This window comes from Haladaptatus sp. CMAA 1909, from assembly GCF_043952005.1.
Lineage (GTDB): Archaea > Halobacteriota > Halobacteria > Halobacteriales > Haladaptataceae > Haladaptatus.
Genome location: NZ_JBIOAV010000003.1, coordinates 84,378 through 106,616 on the forward strand (window position 1 = coordinate 84,378; position 22,239 = coordinate 106,616).

The following is a 22,239-nucleotide window of genomic DNA, read 5'->3' on the forward strand; positions in this document are numbered from 1 at the left end:
GCACGAGGCATCCGCAACCCGTGTTTTTCGGCATACGCCCTTGCACGGTCCATATCCTCGTCCGTGAGGTGAACTCTGAGATTCCGTTCTGGCATTTTTCGTGCATTCTTTGCTACTATTCATGATAACATAAATGCTATGTTGGGAATTGCTACCGGGTAAGTGAACGCGATTTACCTGGGGGGTCAAGCCTCGAATAGTCTCGCTGATTTTAGGTACATGTCCGCCGCTAGGTTGCCGCTGGCGACGACGTACCCGCCGCTGAACGGAACGCCGTTGGAGTCGACGGGCATCGCGTGCAGTCCCGCCGAGAGCGCCTGTCGCGGCTGGCCGCTGTCCATCATCTCGGCGATGACCGCGTCCTCGCGCGCCGCTTCGCGCTGTTCCTCGGATGCCCCTTCCAAGTTCTTGGCGACCGCGGTGGAGAGCATCTCGATGTGTCCGAGTTCCTCGGTCGCGGTCTCCATCAGCAGTTGCCGGTACTCGCTCTTGTCGGCGGGCACCGCGAACGCCTGAAACATGTACTGGAGCGCGACTCGCATTTCTCCCTCCGCACCGCCGATTGCCTGTTGTAGCATCTTGGCGAATCGGGGGTCTGGTTCCTCGACCGTCACTTCGTACTGGAGTTCATCGTCGTGGTAGAACATCGTTTTTCTCCCTCGCAAGGGACACGGGGGAAATCAGTAATCGCGAGGGCTGCAAATGCACGTTGGTTATATATCCCCCCGCAGAATCGCCCGTATCGCTCGAATTCGACCGTCCGTATAGGACTGTCGTGTCCCGTGCAGAACCGCGGCCACAACTGTTTGCAGGGAGGAGAGATTTAGACGAGACAATGGTAGATGTTCCTCTCGACACGCTTCCGCCCCGGGGTCGTCTCGGATGGTGGATTTTCGTCCTCCTGCTCGCGCTCGTCGCCGGATTCGTCGCCTACTCGTTCGTGGGGATGGTGGTTCTCGGGGTCTTCGGCTACTACGCGACCCGCCCCATCTATCGACGGGTGAACGTCATATTCGATTCCGACGGGTTGGTAGCCGGATTGACCCTCCTCGTGGTGTTCCTTCCCATCTTCCTTCTCATACTCTACGCCGGGTTTCACCTGTTTCAGCAGGCACAGCAAACGTTCGGTGGAGTCACGGATACGGCGCTCGTCACGAACTATCTCGGGGCGCTTCCACAAGAACAACAACAACAGGTGCTCGCCGCCATGCAGCATCCACAGCAGTTCGTCTCGAACCCGCAAAAAACGGTTCAGATGGTGCTTCAATCGGGAATCCAAGTCACGTCGGCCATCATCGGCGCGGGAATGCTCATCGCGCTCGCGGTAGCGCTCGCGTACTTCCTCCTGAAAAACGACGATGGACTCTCCTCGAATCTCACCCGGTTGTTCGGGGGGAAAGACACGACGGCGTACGCCTACGCCGTCGCCGTGGACGAGGACCTCGAATCCGTCTTCTTCGGCAACCTGCTGTTCGTCGTCGTGATGTCGATCATCGCGGCAATCGCCTATTGGGGGACGAACCTCGTCGCACCGGCGGGCCTGCACATTCCGATGATGTTCGTATTGGCGTTTCTCACCGGCATCGCCAGTCTGATTCCAATCGTCGTCGGAAAACTCGTGTACTTGCCGGTCGTTGGCTACCTCGGGATACAGGCGATGAACGCCGACGGAAATCATCTCGTGTTCGTCGGCGGCGTACTCGTCGTCTACGTCCTCCTCCTCGATACACTACCACAGACGTTCCTCCAACCGTACATCACCGGCCGCCAACTCGACATGGTGATGATGATGTTCGCGTACCTACTCGGACCCATCCTCTTCGGTTGGTACGGCTTCTTCCTGCTCCCGATACTGTTTATCCTGATGCTGGAGACGGTTCGTATCGTGCTTCCTGAACTCCTTCACGGGAAGCCGCTCACGCCGACCGTCTCGATGGGCGAATCCGTCGGGACGAACCCCCGTTCGGCGCGGGACCTACCCCACGGGGAGAATGCGAACGAGGGGGGAACGAACGCGGAAGCCGATACCGAATAGGGGCCCGACCTCCGTGGACCCTCCATCCACCGCATCATCGGCCGGAAGATACAGCAAACCCAAGCCAGTCTAGTACACAATGCGAGAGCTCCACGTCCACGTATCGGACGACGAACGAGAAACCGTCGCGTCGATTCTCGACGAATACGATGTCAACTATACGGTCGTGAGCGGCGACGAGGAGAACAGTATTCTGTTTTTCTTTCCACTCCCAACCGCCATGGTCGGGCCGATTCTCGACGAGTTTCGTGAGTCGGAAATCGATGCAGACACCAGTACCGTCTCGACGAAAGCGGAACTGGTCGAAACACCGAACTTCACCGAACTCCGGCAACGGTATAGCGCGTCCGTGCAGAAACTCTCGAAATCCGAACTTCACGCGAAAATTCGGGGAATGCAGTGGCCGTATCAACTCTACTATCTCGGGACGCTCCTCTCCGTCATCGCAGCTGCTGCCGGGTTGCTATTGGACCAACCGGCGCTCATCATCGGTTCGATGATCATTGCGCCACAGGTGAGTTCAGCACTCGCAGCACCGACCGGATTCATGTTGGGCGATTGGGATTTGTTCATTAGTAGCGTGAAAGAACAGGGGCTCGGCCTTGGGAGCGCGATACTCGCTGCCGCGGCCTTCGGGTGGGGCGTTCGTCAGGCGGGATTCGTACCGCCCGACGTGTCCATCATGCAAATCGAACTTATCGGTGTTCGTCTCGCTCCCACCGCGCTTTCAACGATCGGTGCCATCATCGCCGGCATCGTAGGCGCATTCGGATACATAACCGAGCAGTCGACGACCATTGTCGGAGTCATGATAGCGGCCGCGATAATTCCGGCGGCAGCAGCGACCGGACTCGCAATGGCATGGGGGATCCCGTTGTTAGGCATTGGCGCTCTATTGTTGCTTTTGGTCAACATCCTCGCTATCAACGTCGGCGCACTGTTCACGCTCATCGGGCTGGGATACCGGCCGAGGTGGAGTGATTCAGATAGGTCGTTTCGAGAGTCGATACCGTCAGGGCAGAAAGTCGTGGTCTACGCGACGTTGCTCATACTCCTGGCTGCCACGGTCGGCACTGGCGTTCTGACCGCAACAAACGTCGCATATAGCAGTTCCACGAATCGAGAAGTAGCGGCTACGCTCAACCAACCCGCATACTCGAACCTCACGCTGTCCGGCGTCCAACAGACCTACGGTGGAATGAGCTTGCAGTCGACCCCGGCGAACGTCACGGTGAGCGTCAGTCGGAGTTCCAACAAAGCGTACAGCGACCTTCCCACCCGGTTGGAGCGGCGAATCGAGCGGGGGACGAACCGGAACGTCTACGTCACCGTCGAGTTCACCGAGTCGGGGACGGCCAACGAGTGGAACTCCTCGAACGCGTACCGGTCACTCTCGAATCCGGGGTTTTGAGACCTCGCGGCGTGCGAGAGAGAAGGATTTGGCCACACACGGACTTTCATCAGCAAGCATAGCGAAGGAGTGGCCCCTCGTGGAAAACGAACCCAACGATGCCACCCCAAGACCGCGGTGAAACCGACCCGTCGGACCGCCAGCGTTCGTCGCTGGCCGAACGATATCCGGGATTGGACGTCCTCACCGAGAACCCCGAAAACGCACAGACGGCGTCGCGGGAACACCTCGAATCCTACCTGACGCCGCGCGAGGAGCACTACATTCGGACCCACCACCGCACGCCGGACATCGACGCCGAGGAGTGGAGGGTTTCTTTGACCGGGATGGTCGGCGAGGAAGCCGAACTCTCGGTGGAAGAGATACGACACGACTACCCGACGGACTCGGTCGTCCACATGATGGAGTGTTCCGGGAACGGACGGGCCTACTTCGACCCCGACGCGGAGGGCGACCAGTGGACGGTCGGCGCGGTCGGAAGCGCGGTCTGGACCGGAACGCCGGTTCGAGCCATCCTCGACGACTACGACGCCGCCACCGACGAGGGACTGTGGCTGTCCGTGATGGGCGGGGAAGCCAAGGAGGACGAGGACGTGTTCTGCCGGTCGATTCCCATGGAGAAGGTACTGGACGACTGCCTGCTGGCCTACGAGATGAACGGCGAACCGATGACGCCCGAACACGGGTATCCGCTCCGACTCCTCGTCCCCGGATGGTTCGGGAACAACAGCGTCAAATGGGTGGACCGGATGCACGTCATGGAGACCATGGTGTCCGGCGACGAGTGGGAATCGAGGGACGGCCGCGATTATACCGAGTATCAGCAGTCCTCGTACCGCATCGTCCCGGCGCAGGACGACGAACCGGAACGCTACGAATCGGTCGATACGTTCAGCACGTACGACCAACTGCGGAATCCCGACGGGATTCGAAACGCCTACTGCTTCGACCAACTGGTCAAATCGCTCATCACGTCGCCGACGCGAGAAGTCGTATCGTCCGACGAGCGAGTGGAAATCACGGGCGTCGCGTGGTCGGGTGACGACGCCGTCGAGCGGGTCGAGGTGTCTGTCGACGGCGGCGAGACGTGGGACGACGCCGAGTTCGTCGGCCCCGATCTCGGCCGCCACGCCGTCCGAAAGTTCCGATACGTGTGGGACGCGACGGCGGGCGAGCATACGCTCCTCTCGCGGGCTACCGACGAGGAAGGACGCACGCAACCGGCGATCGTTTCGGACCCGGAAGAAGGGCTTCGCGGGATTGCGGACGGGAAGTATCCGTGGAACGAGAAGGGGTACAGTAACAACGCCTACCGGCCGCTCGGCGTCTCCGTTACGGTCGAGGAGTAAAGACGACGTACGTCACGAAAGCGCTCGTTCGTTCACTCCGTCCACGACAGTCGATCGAACAAGCCGTCGAGCACAACCACGCCAGCGGCGATGACGACCCACACGCCAAGAACCGCGACTATCAGCACGACCCAGTGCGGGACCGGCGTCTGCGAGGAAACCGCGTGTAGCGGGACCGGGCGTATCGCTATCGGGAGTTCCGAAAGGCCGATTTCCACGGGAATTTGATACGTCATCGTCCCGATTCAGGCGTTTTCGGACGACGTTTCCCGTCCCTCGTTTGACCCGGTTCGGTAGACGTAGATTCCGGCCCCGATGATGAGCAGGCTGACGACGATCCAGTGTGGGTTGTAACGGCCACCTCGTGAAAGCGGCTGGTGGAGTCCCAACAGGATGTGGTCGACGAGCGAGTCATAGAGGTCGAACACGCCGAGTCCGATAACGGCGGACCCGGCGACGGGACGAACGGGCAACGGACTCGCCGCACGCCGTTCCGCCCGCCAGAGCAGGCCCGCGCCGATGCCCATGATGACGAGCATGGCGATGGAAAACAGACCGTCGGCGAGGATGTTCGTTCGAAGCCCGTTCATCGTGGTCTGCGGGTAGAGCCCCGAGACGAGGTGGTGCCACTGCAACACGAGATGGAGTACCAGCACGTCTATCAGGCCGCTGAACCCGAATCCGGAAATCCCCGCGGCGAGGAGCGCCCGGCGCGTCGCACCGTCGAACCCGTCCCAGTCGTTACTCATTATGTTCCGAAGGACAGGGCCGACTACAATAGACGGCGGGGCTCAATTCGCAGGTGCTTTAAAACCGAGGCGGATGGAACCGACGGTCATCGCTCCTCGACCCGAACGTCGGTGACGTCCCCGAGCACCGCCCAGTCGTCCTGGTCGGGGGCGTAGCGTCGTGCGCGCGGCGTCGTCCAGTCGTCGTTCTCCCGGTCGGCACGAACGTCGTGTCGGATGCGCGAGTCCTCGTCGCCCTCGATTTCGACGCGCAGTCGCTCCTCCGGGTCGTAGTCGATGATGGTCGCTTCCCCGTCGATGGTCGAGCCGTCATCGACCGTTATTCGGACTCGTTCCCCCAATTCCAACCCTCCCAGCGTTTCTATGAGCGTCATTATTGGACCCCTCCGAGATGCGTCAACGTAACCGGTCGGATGCGTTTCGTAGAGTGGTTCAACACCGAGAAAAACGAAGAACGGTGGCGGAGTTAGTCGGCGGACGCCTGCTGGTCGAACTGCTCGCCGGCCTGCGAGAGTTCGTCGAGGGCCGACTGCTCCTCCCGGAGCGTCTCCGCCAGCATGTCCGACGCCTCATCGTAGCCGAGTTTCCCGGCCAGCGACGTGACGTTACCGTACGCGGCGATTTCGTAGTGTTCGGTCTTCTGCCCGGCGGCGATGTTGTAGCGGTCGAGTACCTCGCCGTCGTTCTCCGAGGCGAACTCCTCGTGCTCCTCGATGAGCGCGTCCAGCACGCGGTCGTCTCGCTCCTGCGGTTGTTCGTCGATCTGCTCGAACACTTCTTCGAGACGCTCGACGTGTTCCTGCGTCTCCTCGCGGTGTTCCGAGAACGCTTGGCTCGCGCTCTCGTCGTCCGTTTGCTCTGCGAGCGTCTCCAGCGCGTCGACGAGTTGCTGTTCGTCGTAGTACAGTTCTTGAAGACCCTCTACGAGCAGCTTTTGTGTATCATCTGAAGTCATCTTCTATCCCCGACTAGGTCGTGTCGACCCACTACAATGAGGAGCGAGGCTACATTCTCAGGGCGTCTAAAACGGGGGCAAAGGAGCGGTCGAAAGTAATCGCGTACTCCGTTCGAAGCGTGTCGAGGCTATCGGCCGGTCGGTTTTCGGTGCTCGCCGCCGAACGGGTATTCATGCGTTCGACGTTCGAATCCGAGTTCGACGACGTACTCGCGACGGTCCCGGACGAACACTACGAACGGTCGCGCTTCGTCCCGTCGGTCGGTCCGTTGGACGCCGACGTGATGGTGGTCGGCGAGGCCCCGGGCGAACGGGAAGTCGAGGAGGAAGAACCGTTCGTCGGCAGCGCGGGCGGTCGGTTGGACAGCGCGCTGGATGCCATCGAGGTCGGGAGGGACGAGTTGTACATCACCAACCTCGTGAAGGTTCGACCGCCGGAGAACCGAAACCCACATCGGGACGAGATAGACGCGTGGTGGCCCGTCCTGCGGGAGGAAATCGAGAGGGTGAACCCGTCGGTCATAGTGCCGCTCGGGAGTTTTGCGACGCGCGAGATACTCGATACGGACGAAAACGTCTCGGACATCCACGGCAGAACGTTCGAGATGGAAGGCCGCGATGTCGTTCCGACGTACCACCCGGCGGCGACGTTTTATGACGAAAGCAAAAAAGTGGAACTCCAACGGGATTTGGAGGCGGCGTTCGAACGGACGTGATCGCGGCGAGGGTCAGTTATCGCTCGTGTTTCCCTTCCTCGAACTCCTCGACGACCTTATCACAGAACGCGGACAGGTCGTCGGGTTTGCGACTGGTGACGAGTCCCTCGTCCACGACGACTTCCTCGTCGACCCACTCCCCGCCCGCGTTGCGGATGTCGGTCTGTAGGCTGGGGTAAGAGGTCAGCGTCCGACCCTCGACGACGTCCGCCTCGACCAGCGTCCACGGGCCGTGGCAGATGACGCCGATTGGTTTGCCTGCGTCGAAGACGTCCCGAACGAACCCTACTGCGTCTTGGTCAGCGCGGAGGGTGTCCGCCCCTACGGCGCCGCCCGGAATCAACAGGGCGTCGTACTCGTCCGCGGACGCCTCCGAGAACGTCCGTTCGACTTCGTAGGTGCCGCCTTCTTCGAGGTCGTGGTTGACCGTCTCGACCTCGCCGGTCTCGGCACCGACGACGTCGACGTTCGCGCCGGCGTCCTCGACGGCCTCCTTGGGTTCGGTGAACTCGACTTCTTCGGTACCTCGCGAGGCGATGAAGATCGCGACGTTCGTATCGGTGAGTGTGTCTGCCATCGTAATCCCCGTCGGCGATACCCCGTCGATTTCCCTAAAGCCAGTGGCAGAACACAGAGACACGCGAGGGCGTGCCGAAGGACGGACAGAAGATACATCAATCGTCCTACTGTCCCGAACGGCGGGGGAGAAAATGTCTCAAATCGTGAAATTGAAGGGTGGTATCGGAGCGGTTCGGCTACTCGGTTCGACGACCGGACGGCTTCCGGTCGCGCATGGGATGGCTCGACCGATATCGGGGAACGGTACGAAAACCGCCGGTTCAGGGGATGACGAAGCGGGAAAACGGAGACGACTGGCCGCCGTCGCCGCCGGAGGAGCGCTGGTCCTCGTCGGCGGATGGCTGTTAGTTCGTGAACGCAGCGACGACTGGGACGGGAAGTCGGTCGAAAAGACCGTTACGGTCCAGAAGTCGGCCGACGACCTCCACGAACTCTGGCGCGACCCCGAGTCGTTGACGCGAATCATGGACCATTTCGCCGACGTAACCCCGGCGGGGACGGACCGACAACATTGGGAGGTCCACGGACCGACGGATCGAAGCGTCTCGTGGGACGCGGAAATCGTAAGCGATCGCCCCGGGGACCTCCTGCGGTGGCGCTCCGTCGAGGGGGCCGACATTCCGAACGAGGGGACGATACGGTTCCGTGATGCCCCGGAGGACCGGGGAACCGAGGTGACGCTGACCATCAGTTTCGACCCGCCGGGAGGCGCGTTCGGCGATGCCGTCTCCGAGTATCTCGGCATCCTCCCCGAAACGCTGACGAAGCAGGCTCTCCGTCGGTTCAAGAGTTTGGCGGAGACGGGCGAGATACCGACGCTCGAAGGCAACCCGTCCGCCCGTGGACGAGGTGATGCGGTATGAGGGCGCTGTGCTGGAACGGGGTCAACGACTTGGGCGTGGAGACGGTTCCCGACCCCGACATCGTCAACCCGCGCGACGTCGTGCTGCGGGTAACGATGTCCACCACGTGTGGCTCCGACCTGCACTTTCTCGACGGCTACCTGCCCACGATGCGCGAGGGGGACGTCATTGGTCACGAGTTCATGGGCGAAGTCGTGGAAGCCGGTCGGAAGGTGGAAACAGTGGAGGAAGGGGACCGCGTGGTCGTCCCGTCGTTCATCGGGTGCGGTAACTGCGCGTACTGCAGCGACGACCAGTGGTCGCTCTGCGATAACACGAACCCGAATGCGGAGCTACAAGAACCGGTCCTCGGCTACTCGACCGCCGGAATATACGGATATACCCACGCGTTCGGCGGGTACGCGGGGTCACACGCCGAGTACGTTCGGGTTCCGTTCGCCGACAACGACTGTTTTCGCGTTCCCGACGAATTGAGCGACGAACAGGCCCTCTTTGCGTCCGACGCGTGGCCGACCGGATACATGGGCGCCGATTTCTGCGACATCGAACCCGGCGACACAGTCGCCGTCTGGGGGTGCGGCGGGGTGGGACTGATGGCACAACAGAGCGCCTCGCTGATGGGAGCAGAACACGTCATCGGCATCGACCGATTCCCCGAGCGGTTACGAATGGCGAGGCGGGAAGCGGGGTCGGACACCATCGACTACACCGACGTCGAGAGCGTGGTGGAAACCGTGAAGGAGAAGACGGGTGGACGCGGACCCGACGCGTGCATCGACGCGGTGGGAATGGAGGCCCATGGGTCGGGAATCGACCACGCATACGATACCGTAAAACAATCGCTGAAGTTGCACACGGATCGCGGCGCGGCGCTACGGCAGGCGATCCGCGCCTGTCGTAAGGGTGGTACCCTCTCGATATTGGGCGTCTACGGTCTGATGGACAAGTTCCCGCTCGGCGTCATCATAAACAAGGGGTTGACCGTCCGAACCGCCCAGCAACACGGGCAGAAGTACGTTCCACGGTTGCTGAATCATATCGAGGAGGACGAGATGGACCCGTCGTACCTCGCAACGCATCGATTCTCGCTGGAGGAGTCGCCGCGGGGGTACGAGATGTTCAAACACAAGGAAGACGGATGCGTCCGGGCAGTGTTCACTCCGTAGTGAATACAAACTGCTAATAAGATTCGACCATTGCCATTGTTTTAACTAAGTTCGATCGGAAAGGAGTGGATACGATTCTTCAGGCGGCCCATACTCTTGATGTTGGTAGTGATACCCCGAACACGGGGTTCGAATGGGGTATCAACGGAGACTGTGTACACAGTGGTCACGTCGTGACCAGCTGACGATCGTTATTATTGCGATAGCAACTGCGTTTCTCGTAGGAACTACGATAGTATTGGTGGCGGTAAACACACAAACATCGGCAGTTTCGTCGGGATTCAACAGCTCGATGGCGGTCACAGGATACGACTCACTTGACGAAGCGAACGCGGCGGCAGCTGATGACGACATCGTGCTTCCCGTAGCAGCGGTCAGACAAAATGGGACATCACAGTACGTTGTCGGAGTCCCTCAAGATGCCCCAAGGGTCCTCGAAGAGATCTCTGTCTCATGGCGAGAGGCACGATTTCCCCAACCGCCTCCGGACACGGTGCTCGCCGGACCGGTCGATACACAAACGCAACAGCGGTTTGTAGGAACCAAACGAACCAAGACAGTGACAGTTTCACCGGCGTCTACGGAGAAATCTGTTTTCCCACAATCGTGGTACATCGGTAATCCTACGACGGTTCAGTCGCTGGGAACGACTCGCGCGTACGTCGTCGATACCTCTCCAAGTAACGGCGGAAACGGCATGCAAGCGATGGATCGCGGCGTCGTCACACCTAGTCTATACAACTACTTCATCGCAGGAATGGGGGGCGTGGTGAACCTATTAGGACTGGCAACCATCGGTGGTGGCATTCTCGTCCTCGTCGTCGTGTACAACGTTACCCGGATGAGCGTCCGTGACCGGTTAGATGCCATCGAAGTTATCCGCGCCACCGGCGGAACGCCGCGGAGCCTCCTCGTCCTCTTCAGCGCGCGATCCGGTCTGCTCACGGGGGTTGGTATCATACTCGGCTACATAATCGGAGTCATCCTTACGAAAGCTGTAGTTAAGGGCGCAATCGCTGCTGGACTACGCATTACCATATCGCCTTCAGTCACGCCAGCTGTTCTTCGTGTCCTTCTCCCTGGATTCGCCTGCCTGCTTTGTGCGGGAATCAGTGCAGGCGCACTGGCCGTTCGACCTGCAACGAGCACACCGCCGTCTCACCTTCAACAGACGTATAGACAGAATCGAAAAACGACCGAAACACACTGGTCAAAGGTCGTAGGACGACTGCCTTCGATCGTTGAGCCAACCGTCCTTAGGTGGCGAGCCGCTATTCCGGCGGCGTCAGTATTGACCATTTTCGTTCTCATCGTTCTCCTCGTCGGATCGCTGGCTGGCGTTCTGGCCCCACTCGCGACAACGTCAGGCGGAACGATAACCGAACCAGGCGCACCGTATCCGATGGCGAGTAGAATCGATGCCGGATACGCAGACCTACTCCGCCAGCAGGGTATGGAAGCCAGTCCGGAAATCATCATCGTTCAGCTCCAGGATGGGCAGCCGTATCTTACCAGAGGAGCAAACTGGAGTTCGTTCTCCGCGGTGTCGAACACGACGCTCGTAAAGGGACATACGCCACAGACCAAATACGATGCCGTTATTGGCCGCGACCTCGCGCAGACACTGAACGTTGATGTCGGCGACAATCTCACACTCGGCGGTGCCTCCTCGCCTGCTATTACCCGCGTTAGGATTACCGGAATGTATACTGCCGAGGGGATCGAGGACGACCAACTCATCGTTCCGCTTCCAACCGCCCACGATCTCTCTACGGAACCGGGAACCGTTCATTTCATCCGCACCTCGGGGGGCGCAAAGCGCCTCTCACGATCGGAGTCGAATACAGAGGATGTCATTGTCACGAGCGTCTCGGCCCCGAATGCCGTGATCCACGGAAAACAATTAGCGATCCGAATTTCAGTCCGAAACCTTCGGTCTGAAGAACGGACACGGCGAGTGACAGCGAGAATTGGACCCGTCTCGGAATCCCGTATGGTTACGCTTTCGGGTGGCGAACGTCGGACGGTAACGATAAAGATACCTGCGTCGTCGCTTGGGAATGAGACGCTCCGTGTCGGGTCGTATACACAGTCAATTGGCGTGTATCGTCACGCACCGCTACGGGTCCCAAAATTGCCCTCACAAGTACCACCAGGCGAAACGATGGTAGTACCCGTTCGTACAATCAATGGTGGGAATGTCTCAGGAGCGACGGTTCATATAGGAAATCAGACATCTCGTACGAACGAAGGAGGTATCGCGGTCATTCACCTCCCGAGCGAGGAGGGAACCTACGACCTGACCGTCCGGAAGGGGAATCGAACAAACACGTCGACAATGCACGTCACGTCAGGTGCAACGCGATCACTCATCGGGGCTGTCCGCGTTTCACCAGACAACGTAAGTGCCTCCTCCCAGCCGACCATGAAGCTCGTCGTATTCAACCCATGGCAAACCTCGACTACTCGAACGCTTTCACTCGTTACACCGACGGGAACGAGAGAAAAAAGGGTCTCCCTTGGACCGTACGAATCGGCAGTTACAACGACGGAACTAGGTGGAACCACAAAATCCGGATCCGATCGACTTGTTTCGGGTGAATATTCGGTACGGTTGTTGTCTCGGGGGGAGACGATAGCGACAGACTCGTTTACCGTCCACGGAGATGACCAGGCGTTCTCCACAATTGCCCGGAATACTCACTACGCCAGTGGAAGCGGACTTGGGCAGGCAGTTCGTGGCGTGTTCGGCAACTTTAATCTCCTCCTGTTGGTGATGGTGGTTCTCGCCGGACTGACGGCGGTCGGCGGAACGACGGCGACGTTTGCCCAGGCAGTCCACGCGCGACGCCGCGCTGTCGGTGTGTATCGGGCCACCGGTGCGACGCGAGCGCAACTGATTCGACTCCTCCTCGCCGACGCCTGCCGGCTTTCGATTCCAGCCATCATCGTCGCGCTGGCTGCTGCGTTGGCGACGATACGCCTCCTCGCCGTCACCGGGTTGTTCACCGTATTTGGAATCCGGCTTTCGACACAGATTCCACTCTCGATACTGCTCCTTGCGGTGGGGAGCGCGCTCGTTTTGATGGGCCTGAGCGTCTTTGTCGCGGCGCTTCCTTATCTCCTCGCTCAGCCGACAGCAGTCCAACGGGGAACGACATCGGACAGTACAGTCACCGATAGTGGGGCGGATCTACACGCCGATCACGAGACAGAATCATATGCCGATTAGGATGCGCGATCAAACCAGCATTGGGGAGCAGTCACCAAACCGGAAGAGACTAGACTTAACCAATTGTACCAAGGATCAAGAGCAATGACCGAAACCGTACTGGAAGCGAACGCCGTCCGCGTCGTCCGGGGGGGAGAGGACGTTATCGAAGACGCCTCGCTTTCAATACCCACAGACGCACAACTTCTCGTTCAGGGACCGAGCGGCGCAGGAAAGACGACGCTGTTCAACGTACTCGGTCTGCTTGACACGCCAACCAGTGGAACGGTCACGATTCGGGGGGAGGATACCGCTTCACTCTCCGAGAGAAAACGTGCCAAGCTGCGTCGAGAGACGCTGGGGTTCATTTTTCAGGATTTTCAACTCATCGGAGATTTGACCGCGTGGGAGAATGCCGCCCTCCCACAGGACCACACGGGCGATCGAGATGAGGAGTGGCTCGAAACGCTGTTCGAACGTTTGGAGATAACCGACCGCGCGGATCAGTACCCGGCAACGCTTTCGGGCGGGGAGAAACAGCGCGTCGCCATCGCCCGCGCGCTAGCAAACCGCCCCGCGATCGTGCTGGCGGACGAGCCAACTGGCCAACTCGATCCCGATACGACCGAACAGGTACTCGATCTACTGTTCAGACTGCAGGAAACGGCGGATACCGCGCTTGTTGTCATCAGTCACGATATGCAGTTAACGCCACGGTTCGATACCGTGGTTCGACTTGAAGACGGAACGATACACGCTGACGTAGCCTAAGTGACGATTGAACAGGGTGTGAAGTACCACGGGTCGGGTGACCCGCGGCTTCACCATCTTGGGAGACAGTCCAAAATTGAACCGACTCCCGCAGGCAAATTTAATTCCCTTCGCGCTCCCTTTCGGTCGCGTGGAAGCGACAACACCCGATTCGGTGTGTTCGGTCGTATCGGCACTTCCGTCCGACAGCGACCTCACCGAACCGTGAAGGTCGGCGGCTTCACTCACCGCCCGACACTACCAGTCTCACCGAGTTTGTTGCAGTCGGATTTTGAGAGGTTGTTAACGGTGGCTTCCAGTTGGAATACTGTGCAAAGACGCTCTAATTCATCCGGATGTGGCGATTGCGTACGCGATTCATCCACGAGTCACCTGACCCGTGGAACTCTCGCTGTATTTTCTTTCGACCGATCGCTGCCCACTGTTTCAAGCTATGGTATCGCATTCAGAACGACATGTTCGTCACCGGTTCGACACTGCTCGACCGAGTCGAACCGGGAGAGGTGGTCTCGGAGGTCGAGTTCGCGATGATGAACGATACTGAGCTGCCCATCTGAATCGAGGACAGTGTACGCGCCATCGAACAGGTCCGCGAGAACGCCATCTCCCGCATGCGTCGGCGGATTACAGAGGATGCGGTCGAACGTCACATTTGCAACGCCCTCGATTCCGTCCGCGGTGACGACGGTGGCATCGACGTTCGACTCGCGTAGGCTACGCTCGGCACAGTTCGTCGCAACCGTGTCGACATCGGTAAGCCAGAGGCCACAGTCCGCGACTCGTCCAGCGTGAACGCCGACGGCTCCATACCCACAACAGAGGTCCAGCACGCGTTCGCCGTCCTCGACGTTGGCGGCTTCGATGAGCAATCGCGTGCCGTCATCCAACGACGAGGGCGAGAAAAGTCCCGGAACCGTAACGAGCGAGAGTTCGACGTCGTCGATTTGCGGGCAGATTTTCCGTGGGGTGACGTAGGACGGTGCGGTGTACGTCAGGGGACGAATCGCCCTGAGAATCCGGTATTTGCCGAACTTACCCACCCGTTCGACGGTGGAGGTGAGTTCGCCGAGGCAGTCCTCGTACCGCGAGAGTCCGGTTCGCTTGGATGCCGCGATGTAGCACCGCCCGCTAGGACGGAGGCGCGAAAGCGCGTCGGCGACCCGTTGTTTCCCGATTTGTAGCGCGGTATAGGATTTTGGGGCGTACGCCACGGTGTCGAATTGACGGTCCACTGTCGAGAGGTCAGCGAGACACGCAACCGACGCGTCGGCGCGGTTCTCCCGTGAGTTCCGTTCACAAAGCCGGGCCGCTCGGGCGCTCGATGCCGTCATCAGAAGCGAATCGGCCGTATCGGAGAGGACGGTGCCGACGACCCCGTAGTTCGCCTCCGGACAGAGGACGGTCCCGAGTTCGGAATTCCATACGTGTTCCAGTAGTCCAAGTTCGGCCGTTCGAAACGAGTCCTTCGAGCATACGCCGTCCGCCGTATGGAAGTGATAGGTTCGAGGCGGGTCGGTCACTTTCGATTCGAGGGAAAGCTCATAGGCGGGACGGGTCATCTGACACCTCCCGTTCGAGGAAGCGAAATACGAGCGGTTCCTGTGCTGTCTTGTGTGCGATACTGCTGGTCGTGCTCCGGTCGTGTCGGAGATGGCTCGGTCATTGGCGTGGAGTCGGCAAGTCGTAGTCGAATAGCGAGACAGCCCACGCGCTACGCTCCTGCAAGTGAAACCAGAGAATGGTGGTTCACGCACGGCTACGCGTAGCACGCAAACCAAGCACCAATTAGCGCGACTGCCCGACGGGAATCACGACCGATAGCGTCGGCAGTCGTGACGTCTGGCAGTCCACAGTTGGCAGGCCGGCCGAACCGGTTACATCGCGTCCGTTACGCGAGCGCCGTGCTCGACCCGGAGCACTTGTTCAATGTGGCAGACAGTTCGGAGAGGGGTACCTAAAAATTTTCTGCTCGTTAAAAGGCCAACTAGAGACGACAGCAATCGAACGTGTTCAGTCGTCGTTCGGCTGTTCTGGGGGCACGACATCGGCGGAGTCGGAATCAGTCGACTCGACGTTCGAGTACTCTGAGTCGGAAGTGGCGGCCACGTCATCAACGTCCTCGTCGTTTGCACCGTTCGGTGGAGTCACCGTGTCCAAGAGGTCGTTTATAATTTCAACAGTCGAACGGTCGCTCAGTTCGGCTTCCGTACTCAACACGAGACGGTGACGCATCACGGGCACCGCCAGCGCCTTCACATCATCGGGAATCACATAGTCACGGCCATGAATCGCCGCTCGCGCTTTCGCGGTATGGAGTAGCGCGAGCGTCGCACGAGGTGACCCACCATGAGCGAGGTCCGAGTGTTCGCGGGAAGTACTCACGAGCGACTGAATATAGGATCTAACCGACTCGGCAACGTGAATAGATTGCACCGCCTCGCGTGCGTTGAGAATGTCCTCAAGGGAGACAACCTGTGAGAGATCTTCAGCGTCGAGGTCGGGCGTCTCGTTGAATCGGTCGATGAGTCGCAGTTCGTTCTCGTCAGACGGGAGTTCGACCACGAGTTTGCATTGGAATCGGTCGCGTTGAGCCTCGGGAAGTTCGTACGTTCCATCCATCTCAATGGGGTTCTGTGTAGCAATGACCATGAACGGAGATGGCAACAGAAGGGTGTCGCCCTCAATCGTCACAGTTCGTTCTTGCATTCCTTCAAGGAGAGCACTTTGCGTCTTCGGCGTCGCGCGGTTGATCTCGTCGGCGACGAGCAAGTTTGTGAATATCGGTCCGCGCTGGAGTTGGAACTCACCGGTCCCTTCCCGGTAGACATGGGTTCCCGTGATGTCGGCCGGTAGTAGGTCGGGGGTCATTTGAACGCGCGCGAAATCCAATCCCGTCGCGTGTGCAAACGCGTTCGCAATCGTCGTTTTCGCCACTCCCGGGACACCTTCGAGAAGGATGTGTCCGCGAGTGAGAAGTGAGACAGTGATTCCCTCCACCACGCCATCGTTGCCGATAAGGACATCGTTCATCTCCTCGGACAGGGCAGCATAGACAGCCTCGGGGTCCATCGTTGTACAATCTTTCGAAGCAGAGCAGATAAATCAACGGGTTCGTTGATCGAAATGGATGTCTTGACAATGATTCATCCAAAAAATGCGAAGATTCCTCAGTTACTCCGGCGCTCATCGCGGTGGGCCGCGACGACGCGGCGGATGCGATCTGCTTCCCAGTCCGGATGGCGTTCACGAACGTAAGCGACCATCGTCGATTCAGACATCTCTGGGGAAAGCGAATCGGACTGACTCATCGATTGCGCCTTTGACAACTCCGTCATTCCACTCGCTACGTTGTCTTGCCTGCCTCTCGATCGACGATAAAGGCGAGACTGAACCGAGAACAGAAGACGACGGACGGACTCCGGTCGCTGTGCCCAGACAAACACAAGCATAAGACAGCCACCACCGACGAAGAATTGCAATAGCGATGATTCTCGAATCATCAGAACGGCAAGTGCAAGCGGCGGTAGTCGCGACGTATGTGAATAATCGAGCAGAACAGTCTGATTATCGCCAATGACATTTCGGACGAACGCACGATTACCCGGGCGTTCGAGCATCGTGTTGATCATTGCACTGGAGTCCCCGACGACGATTACCCGACCGTCGCCGAATTGTTCGACGGTAGCGACGGGTCTCGACGAAATCGTCTCGTTGTCATCCAGTTTATGGTTGCGATTCACATCGAAATAAGCGAACCCGGACGTGCGGACGAGGACGGTTGCATTGTTCGGTTGGACTGCCGTTCCGTGATTGAGGGTGAGCGCCGACACGTTTGTGACGAGTGAATGGTTCGAAACGTTTCCGGCGACGGGCAGGGCCGGCGATCGATACTGTCGTCTTTCGTCACGAATCGGGCGACCATCGAGTCGTGCATCAGTACCGAGTGCCGAAAGCAACCGGTTTGTTCCCGGGCCATAATCGCCTGCGACCAGAAGCGTTCCTCCTTGTTGGACAAACTGGCGAATGCGATTCCGATCGGTCTCCGAGTAGTTCCCTTCCGGTGAGAGGACAAATGCGACTGTATCGTTGGGCGTGACATGCGAGTAAGCAGCGGTGTCGTGTCCGATTTGTGGCTCTGCACCGGCGCCAGTTGCAACATCACGAAGCTCACTTGTCCCATCCCAGGCGCCATTGTACGCACCGAAGGAAGCAGCTGACGTCGAAGAAGCGACGATGAGCCCTCCCACAACGAGGACGATGAGTACACTTAATACGAGCGTTGGCACGGGGTACTCGGTGGGGCGTTTCACGGTTAAAATACCCCCGGTGGAAGAATCGATAGGATTCTGCGAACGACAATGACACCGAAGACAAGCAATCCAAGTGCAATGAACCACTTGAGCCGTCTTCGCCACCGCGGTGTTACGTTGAACGGTGCAGTGAGTTCAATGATGACGAGCAGACCGATGAGACAAAGCACGAAGAACAATTCGAGTGAAAGGGAACCAAGCACCGCCAATACGATGAGGGAAACAAGCATCCACGCAAGTTGTGCATGAATAAATCGTTGACGGCGTTGAGTCGACATCTACAATTAACTACAGGCACCGGACTTACCAAAGTATCGGTCTTCGCCATCCGATCTTCTCAAAGCCGAAATACCTACCACCGTGTTTGAGTAACAGATACCTATGTGGCCATGGGGACACCTCGCTGTCGGCTATCTCTGCTATTCGCTATGGTGTCGATATAAGAAACGACCAGTGTCAGCTCTCGGTGCCGTGGCTGTCGCTTTTGGTACACAGTTTCCGGACCTGATAGACAAACCACTCGCATGGACGTTCGGTGTACTTCCTTCGGGGCGCTCACTGACTCATTCGGTGTTTACCGCCACACTCCTACTCACACTACTCTGGGCCGGCTCGCGGCGATATGACAAACGGCTCCCGTTAGGGGCGTTCGCAATCGGCTACCTGAGCCATCTCGCCATGGACGCCCCAATCGTGAACTGGGAGTTGGAGGGGATGACTTTCCTCGTGTGGCCCGTTCTTCCGTCACCGGAGTATGAAACATCTATGAGTTTCCTCGCACATTTCGCCAACTTTGAACTGGCACCATTTGTCCTCCTCCAATTTGCCCTAGCTGGACTTGCGTTCGTCGTCTGGCTCAAAGACGGTGCACCGGGATTGGACGAGATTCGTCATTTGTGGCCGACGAGGAATCAGGATACTGCTGGGGAATGATAAAGGACGGACGCAGAACAGAGGCAGTCAGTCTCCGTCCGAATCCTCCGATGTAGCGGACTCATACACCGTCTTGCGGTCGTCGAAGTAAGTCGGTGCATCGTGGTCAGCCTCGAACCGAACGACTCGCTCCATTGCCTCCCGCCCGTCGTCAACGTCCGAACGGAGTTCTTCGGCAAGGGAAAGATATGCATCCGTTAGCTCCCGAAATGCAACCATCCGTGCCCGTTTCGCTTCGATGACCGCCTGGGTCTCTGCGATATCCTCCTCCAATTCACCCACCGCCGCGGCGTCAGCCTCGACTGTTTCCGAGGCAGTTCCATCCACCATTTTCGGGTCGTCCACATCGTCCGTCTCCGAATCGTCTCCTTCGAGACGGGACCGGACCGCCGCGATTCTCTCGTCCACTTCTTCCAATAGCTCGTCGGCCTCCGACGCCATGGTCTCGACGTGTCCGGAGAGGAGGCCCGCCTGCGTCTCACAGTACTCCGCAAACTCGTCGGTGGAGAGGGAATCCTCGTCGTCCATACCCGACGATTGGGACGTTCGATAGAAATCGTTTGGGACCGGCCGCCAACCGACGAGGGTTACTGTTGGACCCGGTCGACGCCTTTCTGCCCTTGTTCTTTCACTTTCTGACTCTGTTCTCTCACTTGATCGATTCGTGAGCGGGCGGACACTCGAGTCTCCCCGACCATCGCACCGACGAACGCACCGATTGCACCGCCGGTACTCGCCGCGTTTCGGCTGATGAATCCGCCGATTGCACCGCCGATGGCGGCACCGATGGCTGCGTGACGGGCACGACTCAATGCGCGTGTAAGGCGAATGGAACGCATACACACCTATTAGTCACCGATAGTCATAAACTCACTCGAGAGCTGACAGGAAAAGCATCGTTAAACTAATTCAAAACGCATCCATCGCAACGTATGCGTTACTGATAGGATGATAGCCTGGTTCCACCGCCGTCCCGCGGTTCGGGCTGTCACGGTCGTTGGTCGGGGATAGTCGTTCGAACCAATTCCCATGTCGCGGGTTGATAAAGTTCGATTCCCCATACTCCCATAGTCGGTCGTACCAGTCCTGATATGCCTCGTCGTCCCGGCCGAGGAGCGCCGCCGCACCGATGCCCTCAGTTATCGCCCAACCGTATTTGTCCGCGACGACTGGTGCGCCGTCCTCGTCCACAGTGTAATAAAACCCTCCGTATTCTTCGTCCCATCCTGTTTCGACCGCCCAGTCGAACAGGTCGCGTGCGGCGGGTTCGAGCCACGAGTCGTCGCGGTACTCGGCGAGGAGTGAGAGGAGTTTCGACCACTCCAGATGGTGGCCCGGTTGGTAGCCCCATGGACGGAACTGGTGATTCGGTTGGTCTTCGTTGTACCCCATGTCATGGGTCCAGTCGGCATCATAATGCTCCCAGAGTCGCCCGTCCGTCTCCGCCGCGAGGTCGCGGACGATGCGTTCGGCGATACCGTACGCTCGGTCGAGGTAGCGGTCGTCTCCGGTCACGTCGTGTGCGACGAGCATCGCCTCGCAGGTGTGCATGTTCGCATTCAGCCCGCGGTACGGGGCGACCGTTTCCCACTCCCCGTCAGCACGGTCGGCAAACAGACCGTGGTCCGGTTCCCGGAAGTGCCAGTCGAGAGTTTGGACGGCGCGTTCGAGTTCCGCTTCTGCACCCGAAATCCCCGCTTCCAGTGCCCGTGCACTAGCTAGGACGACGAAGGCGTGGCCATAACAATATCGCGTGTCGTTTGCGGTGTCCCGACCGTCGAGTATCCAATCGTAGCCGCCGTTCTCGGCGTCCCACTGGTGGTTCGAGATAAACGACAGGCCGTGTTCGGCGGCCGTTCGACACCAGACGGGGCCATCGATGAGCGCGCCGACACTGAAATTGTGAACGGCCCGCGCGGTGGCGACAAGGTGTTTCGTCCGGCCGTCGTAGACGAAGCCGTCGCGTTCGTCTAACTGGGCGACGTACCCGCCATAGCGGGTATCGATGCAGTCGGGGTAATAAAAGTTCAGGACGCGGAGTATCTCGCGTCGAAGCAATCGAGGGTCGCGATAGTTTAGCGTGGTCATGGGTCGTGATTTCGTCGGAAGGACTGAAAGGATTCGGCTTCGTTCGGATGTCGGTACCACATGAGATGAGAGATGGTCACTGTGAACGGAAGTGTGCGGCGAGGTGTTCGGCCCACCGCTCGTTCGCGTCCCGCGTCCGGCCCGCGATGTGCGGGGTGTGGACGACGTTGTGACGCCCGAGGAGGGGGTCGTCGAGGGGAAGCGGTTCCTCGTCCCACACGTCCGCGGCGAGGACGATTTCGTCGGCGAGTACCCGTTCCCGAACGGCGTCCATGTCACAGATTCCGGCCCGCGTGACGAGAACGAGTATCGACCCCTCTGGGAGCGCATCGATGTGGTCGGCCGTCACGACGCCTTCTGTCGCGGGAGTCAGTGGAATCGTCGGGGCGAAAACGTCGGCGTCGCTCACGAGTTCCTCCATGCTGTACACCCGCCGCGATCCCGTGCTGTGGAAACACGGTTCGTCGGCGAACGGGTCGTAGGCCGCCACGTCGGCACCGAGATGGTTCACCGTCGCGGCGTAGCGACTACCGATGTTGCCAATTCCGGCGACACGAACACGCTTCCGTGCGACGGTTCCGCTCACGAAGTTCGGGTCGTCTGCGAACTGGTGGCCGCGTGCGCCGGGCACCTCGTTGTCCAGTTGGTCGAGGTCCCACGGGTCTTGTGTCTCGGTCATCGCGGCGTGTTTCTGTGGAATCCGGCGAAGCGCGTCAATGGTCAGTCCGATACCGAACTCGGACACGGACTCGCTCCAGAATCCTTCGTTCGTGTGGTCGTGGACCGTCACGCCGCGGTCGCGGAGGGAATCAGCTATCTCCTCGTCCACGCCGTACATGGAGTCGGTCATCACGAACGCCGCTTTCAAGTTCGTGAATTCTCGGAGGTCGGCGACGGAAGCGCGGACCCCGAGCGAGACGAGTCGCTCGACTGATTCGGGCGAAGAAACGGCCTCGCTCAGGTTCGTCTCCCTCGTATCGGGCAGTCGAACGAATTCGACAGATGTTCCGTCCTCGGTCCAGAGGTGGTGCAGGTGGTCCGCGGCGAGCGGCCACACGTCTTCGAACAGTGGGTCTACGACAATTGTGTGTTTCATGGGAAAT

At 59.2% G+C, this 22,239-nt stretch carries 22 protein-coding genes and 1 pseudogene; 9 read left to right on the plus strand and 14 right to left on the minus strand.

Going from position 1 to position 22,239, the window contains the following annotated elements:
* Positions 1-215: 215 nt before the first annotated feature.
* Positions 216-647 (minus strand): annotated as a pseudogene (locus tag ACGYLY_RS22400) (manganese catalase family protein); the annotation flags it as partial.
* A 188-nt stretch (positions 648-835) separates the two neighbouring features.
* Between ACGYLY_RS22400 and ACGYLY_RS22405 the strand changes: the two are divergent.
* The 3 genes from ACGYLY_RS22405 (at position 836) to ACGYLY_RS22415 (ending at position 4,795) form a co-directional block, all read left to right on the plus strand.
* Complete coding sequence (locus tag ACGYLY_RS22405; RefSeq protein ID WP_395285002.1) at positions 836-2,035, plus strand: AI-2E family transporter; 1,200 nt, start codon at positions 836-838, stop codon at positions 2,033-2,035.
* Between the two features lie 79 nt (positions 2,036-2,114).
* Complete coding sequence (locus ACGYLY_RS22410) at positions 2,115-3,446, plus strand: DUF389 domain-containing protein (protein WP_395285003.1); 1,332 nt, start codon at positions 2,115-2,117, stop codon at positions 3,444-3,446.
* 98 nt (positions 3,447-3,544) lie between these two features.
* Positions 3,545-4,795 carry a sulfite oxidase gene (locus tag ACGYLY_RS22415; RefSeq protein ID WP_395285004.1) on the plus strand — a complete coding sequence of 417 codons (1,251 nt, stop codon included), beginning with the start codon at positions 3,545-3,547 and terminating at the stop codon, positions 4,793-4,795.
* Positions 4,796-4,827: 32 nt separating this feature from the next.
* On the opposite strand, the gene ACGYLY_RS22420 is transcribed toward ACGYLY_RS22415, so the two are convergent.
* From ACGYLY_RS22420 to ACGYLY_RS22435, 4 genes are all read right to left on the minus strand, one after another.
* Positions 4,828-5,031, minus strand: coding sequence for a hypothetical protein (locus ACGYLY_RS22420; RefSeq protein ID WP_395285005.1), 204 nt, complete (start codon positions 5,029-5,031; stop codon positions 4,828-4,830).
* A gap of 9 nt (positions 5,032-5,040) precedes the next feature.
* The gene (locus tag ACGYLY_RS22425) at positions 5,041-5,544 is read right to left on the minus strand and encodes a DUF2243 domain-containing protein (RefSeq protein WP_395285006.1); all 504 of its coding nucleotides are present in this window, start codon (positions 5,542-5,544) and stop codon (positions 5,041-5,043) included.
* 86 nt (positions 5,545-5,630) lie between these two features.
* On the minus strand, positions 5,631-5,918 hold the full coding sequence (locus tag ACGYLY_RS22430; RefSeq protein ID WP_395285007.1) for a hypothetical protein: 288 nt from the start codon (positions 5,916-5,918) through the stop codon (positions 5,631-5,633).
* Positions 5,919-6,010: 92 nt separating this feature from the next.
* Positions 6,011-6,499: a ferritin-like domain-containing protein gene (locus tag ACGYLY_RS22435; protein WP_395285008.1), complete on the minus strand. Its 489-nt coding sequence runs from the start codon at positions 6,497-6,499 to the stop codon at positions 6,011-6,013.
* 173 nt (positions 6,500-6,672) lie between these two features.
* On the opposite strand from ACGYLY_RS22435, the gene ACGYLY_RS22440 reads away from it, so the two are divergent.
* Positions 6,673-7,215, plus strand: coding sequence for a uracil-DNA glycosylase (locus ACGYLY_RS22440; RefSeq protein WP_395285399.1), 543 nt, complete (start codon positions 6,673-6,675; stop codon positions 7,213-7,215).
* 16 nt (positions 7,216-7,231) lie between these two features.
* Here the strand turns inward: ACGYLY_RS22440 and ACGYLY_RS22445 are convergent, their stop codons facing one another.
* Entirely contained in the window at positions 7,232-7,792 is a 561-nt protein-coding gene (locus tag ACGYLY_RS22445) for a type 1 glutamine amidotransferase domain-containing protein (RefSeq protein WP_395285009.1), read from the minus strand.
* 133 nt (positions 7,793-7,925) lie between these two features.
* Here ACGYLY_RS22445 and ACGYLY_RS22450 point away from each other — a divergent pair, with 133 nt between their 5' ends.
* The 4 genes from ACGYLY_RS22450 (at position 7,926) to ACGYLY_RS22465 (ending at position 13,805) form a co-directional block, all read left to right on the plus strand.
* Complete coding sequence (locus ACGYLY_RS22450; protein WP_395285010.1) at positions 7,926-8,657, plus strand: SRPBCC family protein; 732 nt, start codon at positions 7,926-7,928, stop codon at positions 8,655-8,657.
* Positions 8,654-9,823 (plus strand): zinc-dependent alcohol dehydrogenase, encoded by a 1,170-nt coding sequence (locus tag ACGYLY_RS22455; RefSeq protein WP_395285011.1) that lies wholly within the window; start codon positions 8,654-8,656, stop codon positions 9,821-9,823. Before ACGYLY_RS22450 ends, ACGYLY_RS22455 begins: the two co-directional genes overlap by 4 nt.
* 697 nt (positions 9,824-10,520) lie before the next feature.
* Entirely contained in the window at positions 10,521-13,055 is a 2,535-nt protein-coding gene (locus tag ACGYLY_RS22460) for an FtsX-like permease family protein (RefSeq protein ID WP_395291285.1), read from the plus strand.
* An 84-nt stretch (positions 13,056-13,139) separates the two neighbouring features.
* Positions 13,140-13,805, plus strand: coding sequence for an ABC transporter ATP-binding protein (locus ACGYLY_RS22465; RefSeq protein ID WP_395285013.1), 666 nt, complete (start codon positions 13,140-13,142; stop codon positions 13,803-13,805).
* 431 nt (positions 13,806-14,236) lie between these two features.
* Here the strand turns inward: ACGYLY_RS22465 and ACGYLY_RS22470 are convergent, their stop codons facing one another.
* From ACGYLY_RS22470 to ACGYLY_RS22485, 4 genes are all read right to left on the minus strand, one after another.
* The gene (locus ACGYLY_RS22470) at positions 14,237-15,364 is read right to left on the minus strand and encodes a methyltransferase (protein ID WP_395285014.1); all 1,128 of its coding nucleotides are present in this window, start codon (positions 15,362-15,364) and stop codon (positions 14,237-14,239) included.
* A gap of 451 nt (positions 15,365-15,815) precedes the next feature.
* On the minus strand, positions 15,816-16,874 hold the full coding sequence (locus tag ACGYLY_RS22475; RefSeq protein WP_395285015.1) for an AAA family ATPase: 1,059 nt from the start codon (positions 16,872-16,874) through the stop codon (positions 15,816-15,818).
* A 98-nt stretch (positions 16,875-16,972) separates the two neighbouring features.
* Positions 16,973-18,115: a DUF4350 domain-containing protein gene (locus ACGYLY_RS22480; RefSeq protein ID WP_395285016.1), complete on the minus strand. Its 1,143-nt coding sequence runs from the start codon at positions 18,113-18,115 to the stop codon at positions 16,973-16,975.
* Positions 18,116-18,117: 2 nt separating this feature from the next.
* The gene (locus ACGYLY_RS22485) at positions 18,118-18,393 is read right to left on the minus strand and encodes a hypothetical protein (protein WP_395285017.1); all 276 of its coding nucleotides are present in this window, start codon (positions 18,391-18,393) and stop codon (positions 18,118-18,120) included.
* A 103-nt stretch (positions 18,394-18,496) separates the two neighbouring features.
* Between ACGYLY_RS22485 and ACGYLY_RS22490 the strand changes: the two genes are divergently transcribed.
* Positions 18,497-19,048 carry a metal-dependent hydrolase gene (locus tag ACGYLY_RS22490; protein ID WP_395285018.1) on the plus strand — a complete coding sequence of 184 codons (552 nt, stop codon included), beginning with the start codon at positions 18,497-18,499 and terminating at the stop codon, positions 19,046-19,048.
* A 27-nt stretch (positions 19,049-19,075) separates the two neighbouring features.
* On the opposite strand, the gene ACGYLY_RS22495 is transcribed toward ACGYLY_RS22490, so the two are convergent.
* The 4 genes from ACGYLY_RS22495 to ACGYLY_RS22510 all read right to left on the minus strand — a co-directional run bounded on the left by ACGYLY_RS22495 (position 19,076) and on the right by ACGYLY_RS22510 (position 22,232).
* On the minus strand, positions 19,076-19,576 hold the full coding sequence (locus tag ACGYLY_RS22495) for a hypothetical protein (protein ID WP_395285019.1): 501 nt from the start codon (positions 19,574-19,576) through the stop codon (positions 19,076-19,078).
* A 59-nt stretch (positions 19,577-19,635) separates the two neighbouring features.
* On the minus strand, positions 19,636-19,887 hold the full coding sequence (locus ACGYLY_RS22500; protein WP_395285020.1) for a hypothetical protein: 252 nt from the start codon (positions 19,885-19,887) through the stop codon (positions 19,636-19,638).
* A gap of 70 nt (positions 19,888-19,957) precedes the next feature.
* A complete protein-coding gene (locus ACGYLY_RS22505) occupies positions 19,958-21,136 on the minus strand; it encodes an AGE family epimerase/isomerase (RefSeq protein ID WP_395285021.1) in 1,179 nt (392 codons plus the stop codon).
* 76 nt (positions 21,137-21,212) lie between these two features.
* Positions 21,213-22,232 (minus strand): NAD(P)-dependent oxidoreductase, encoded by a 1,020-nt coding sequence (locus ACGYLY_RS22510; protein ID WP_395285022.1) that lies wholly within the window; start codon positions 22,230-22,232, stop codon positions 21,213-21,215.
* Positions 22,233-22,239: the final 7 nt, after the last annotated feature.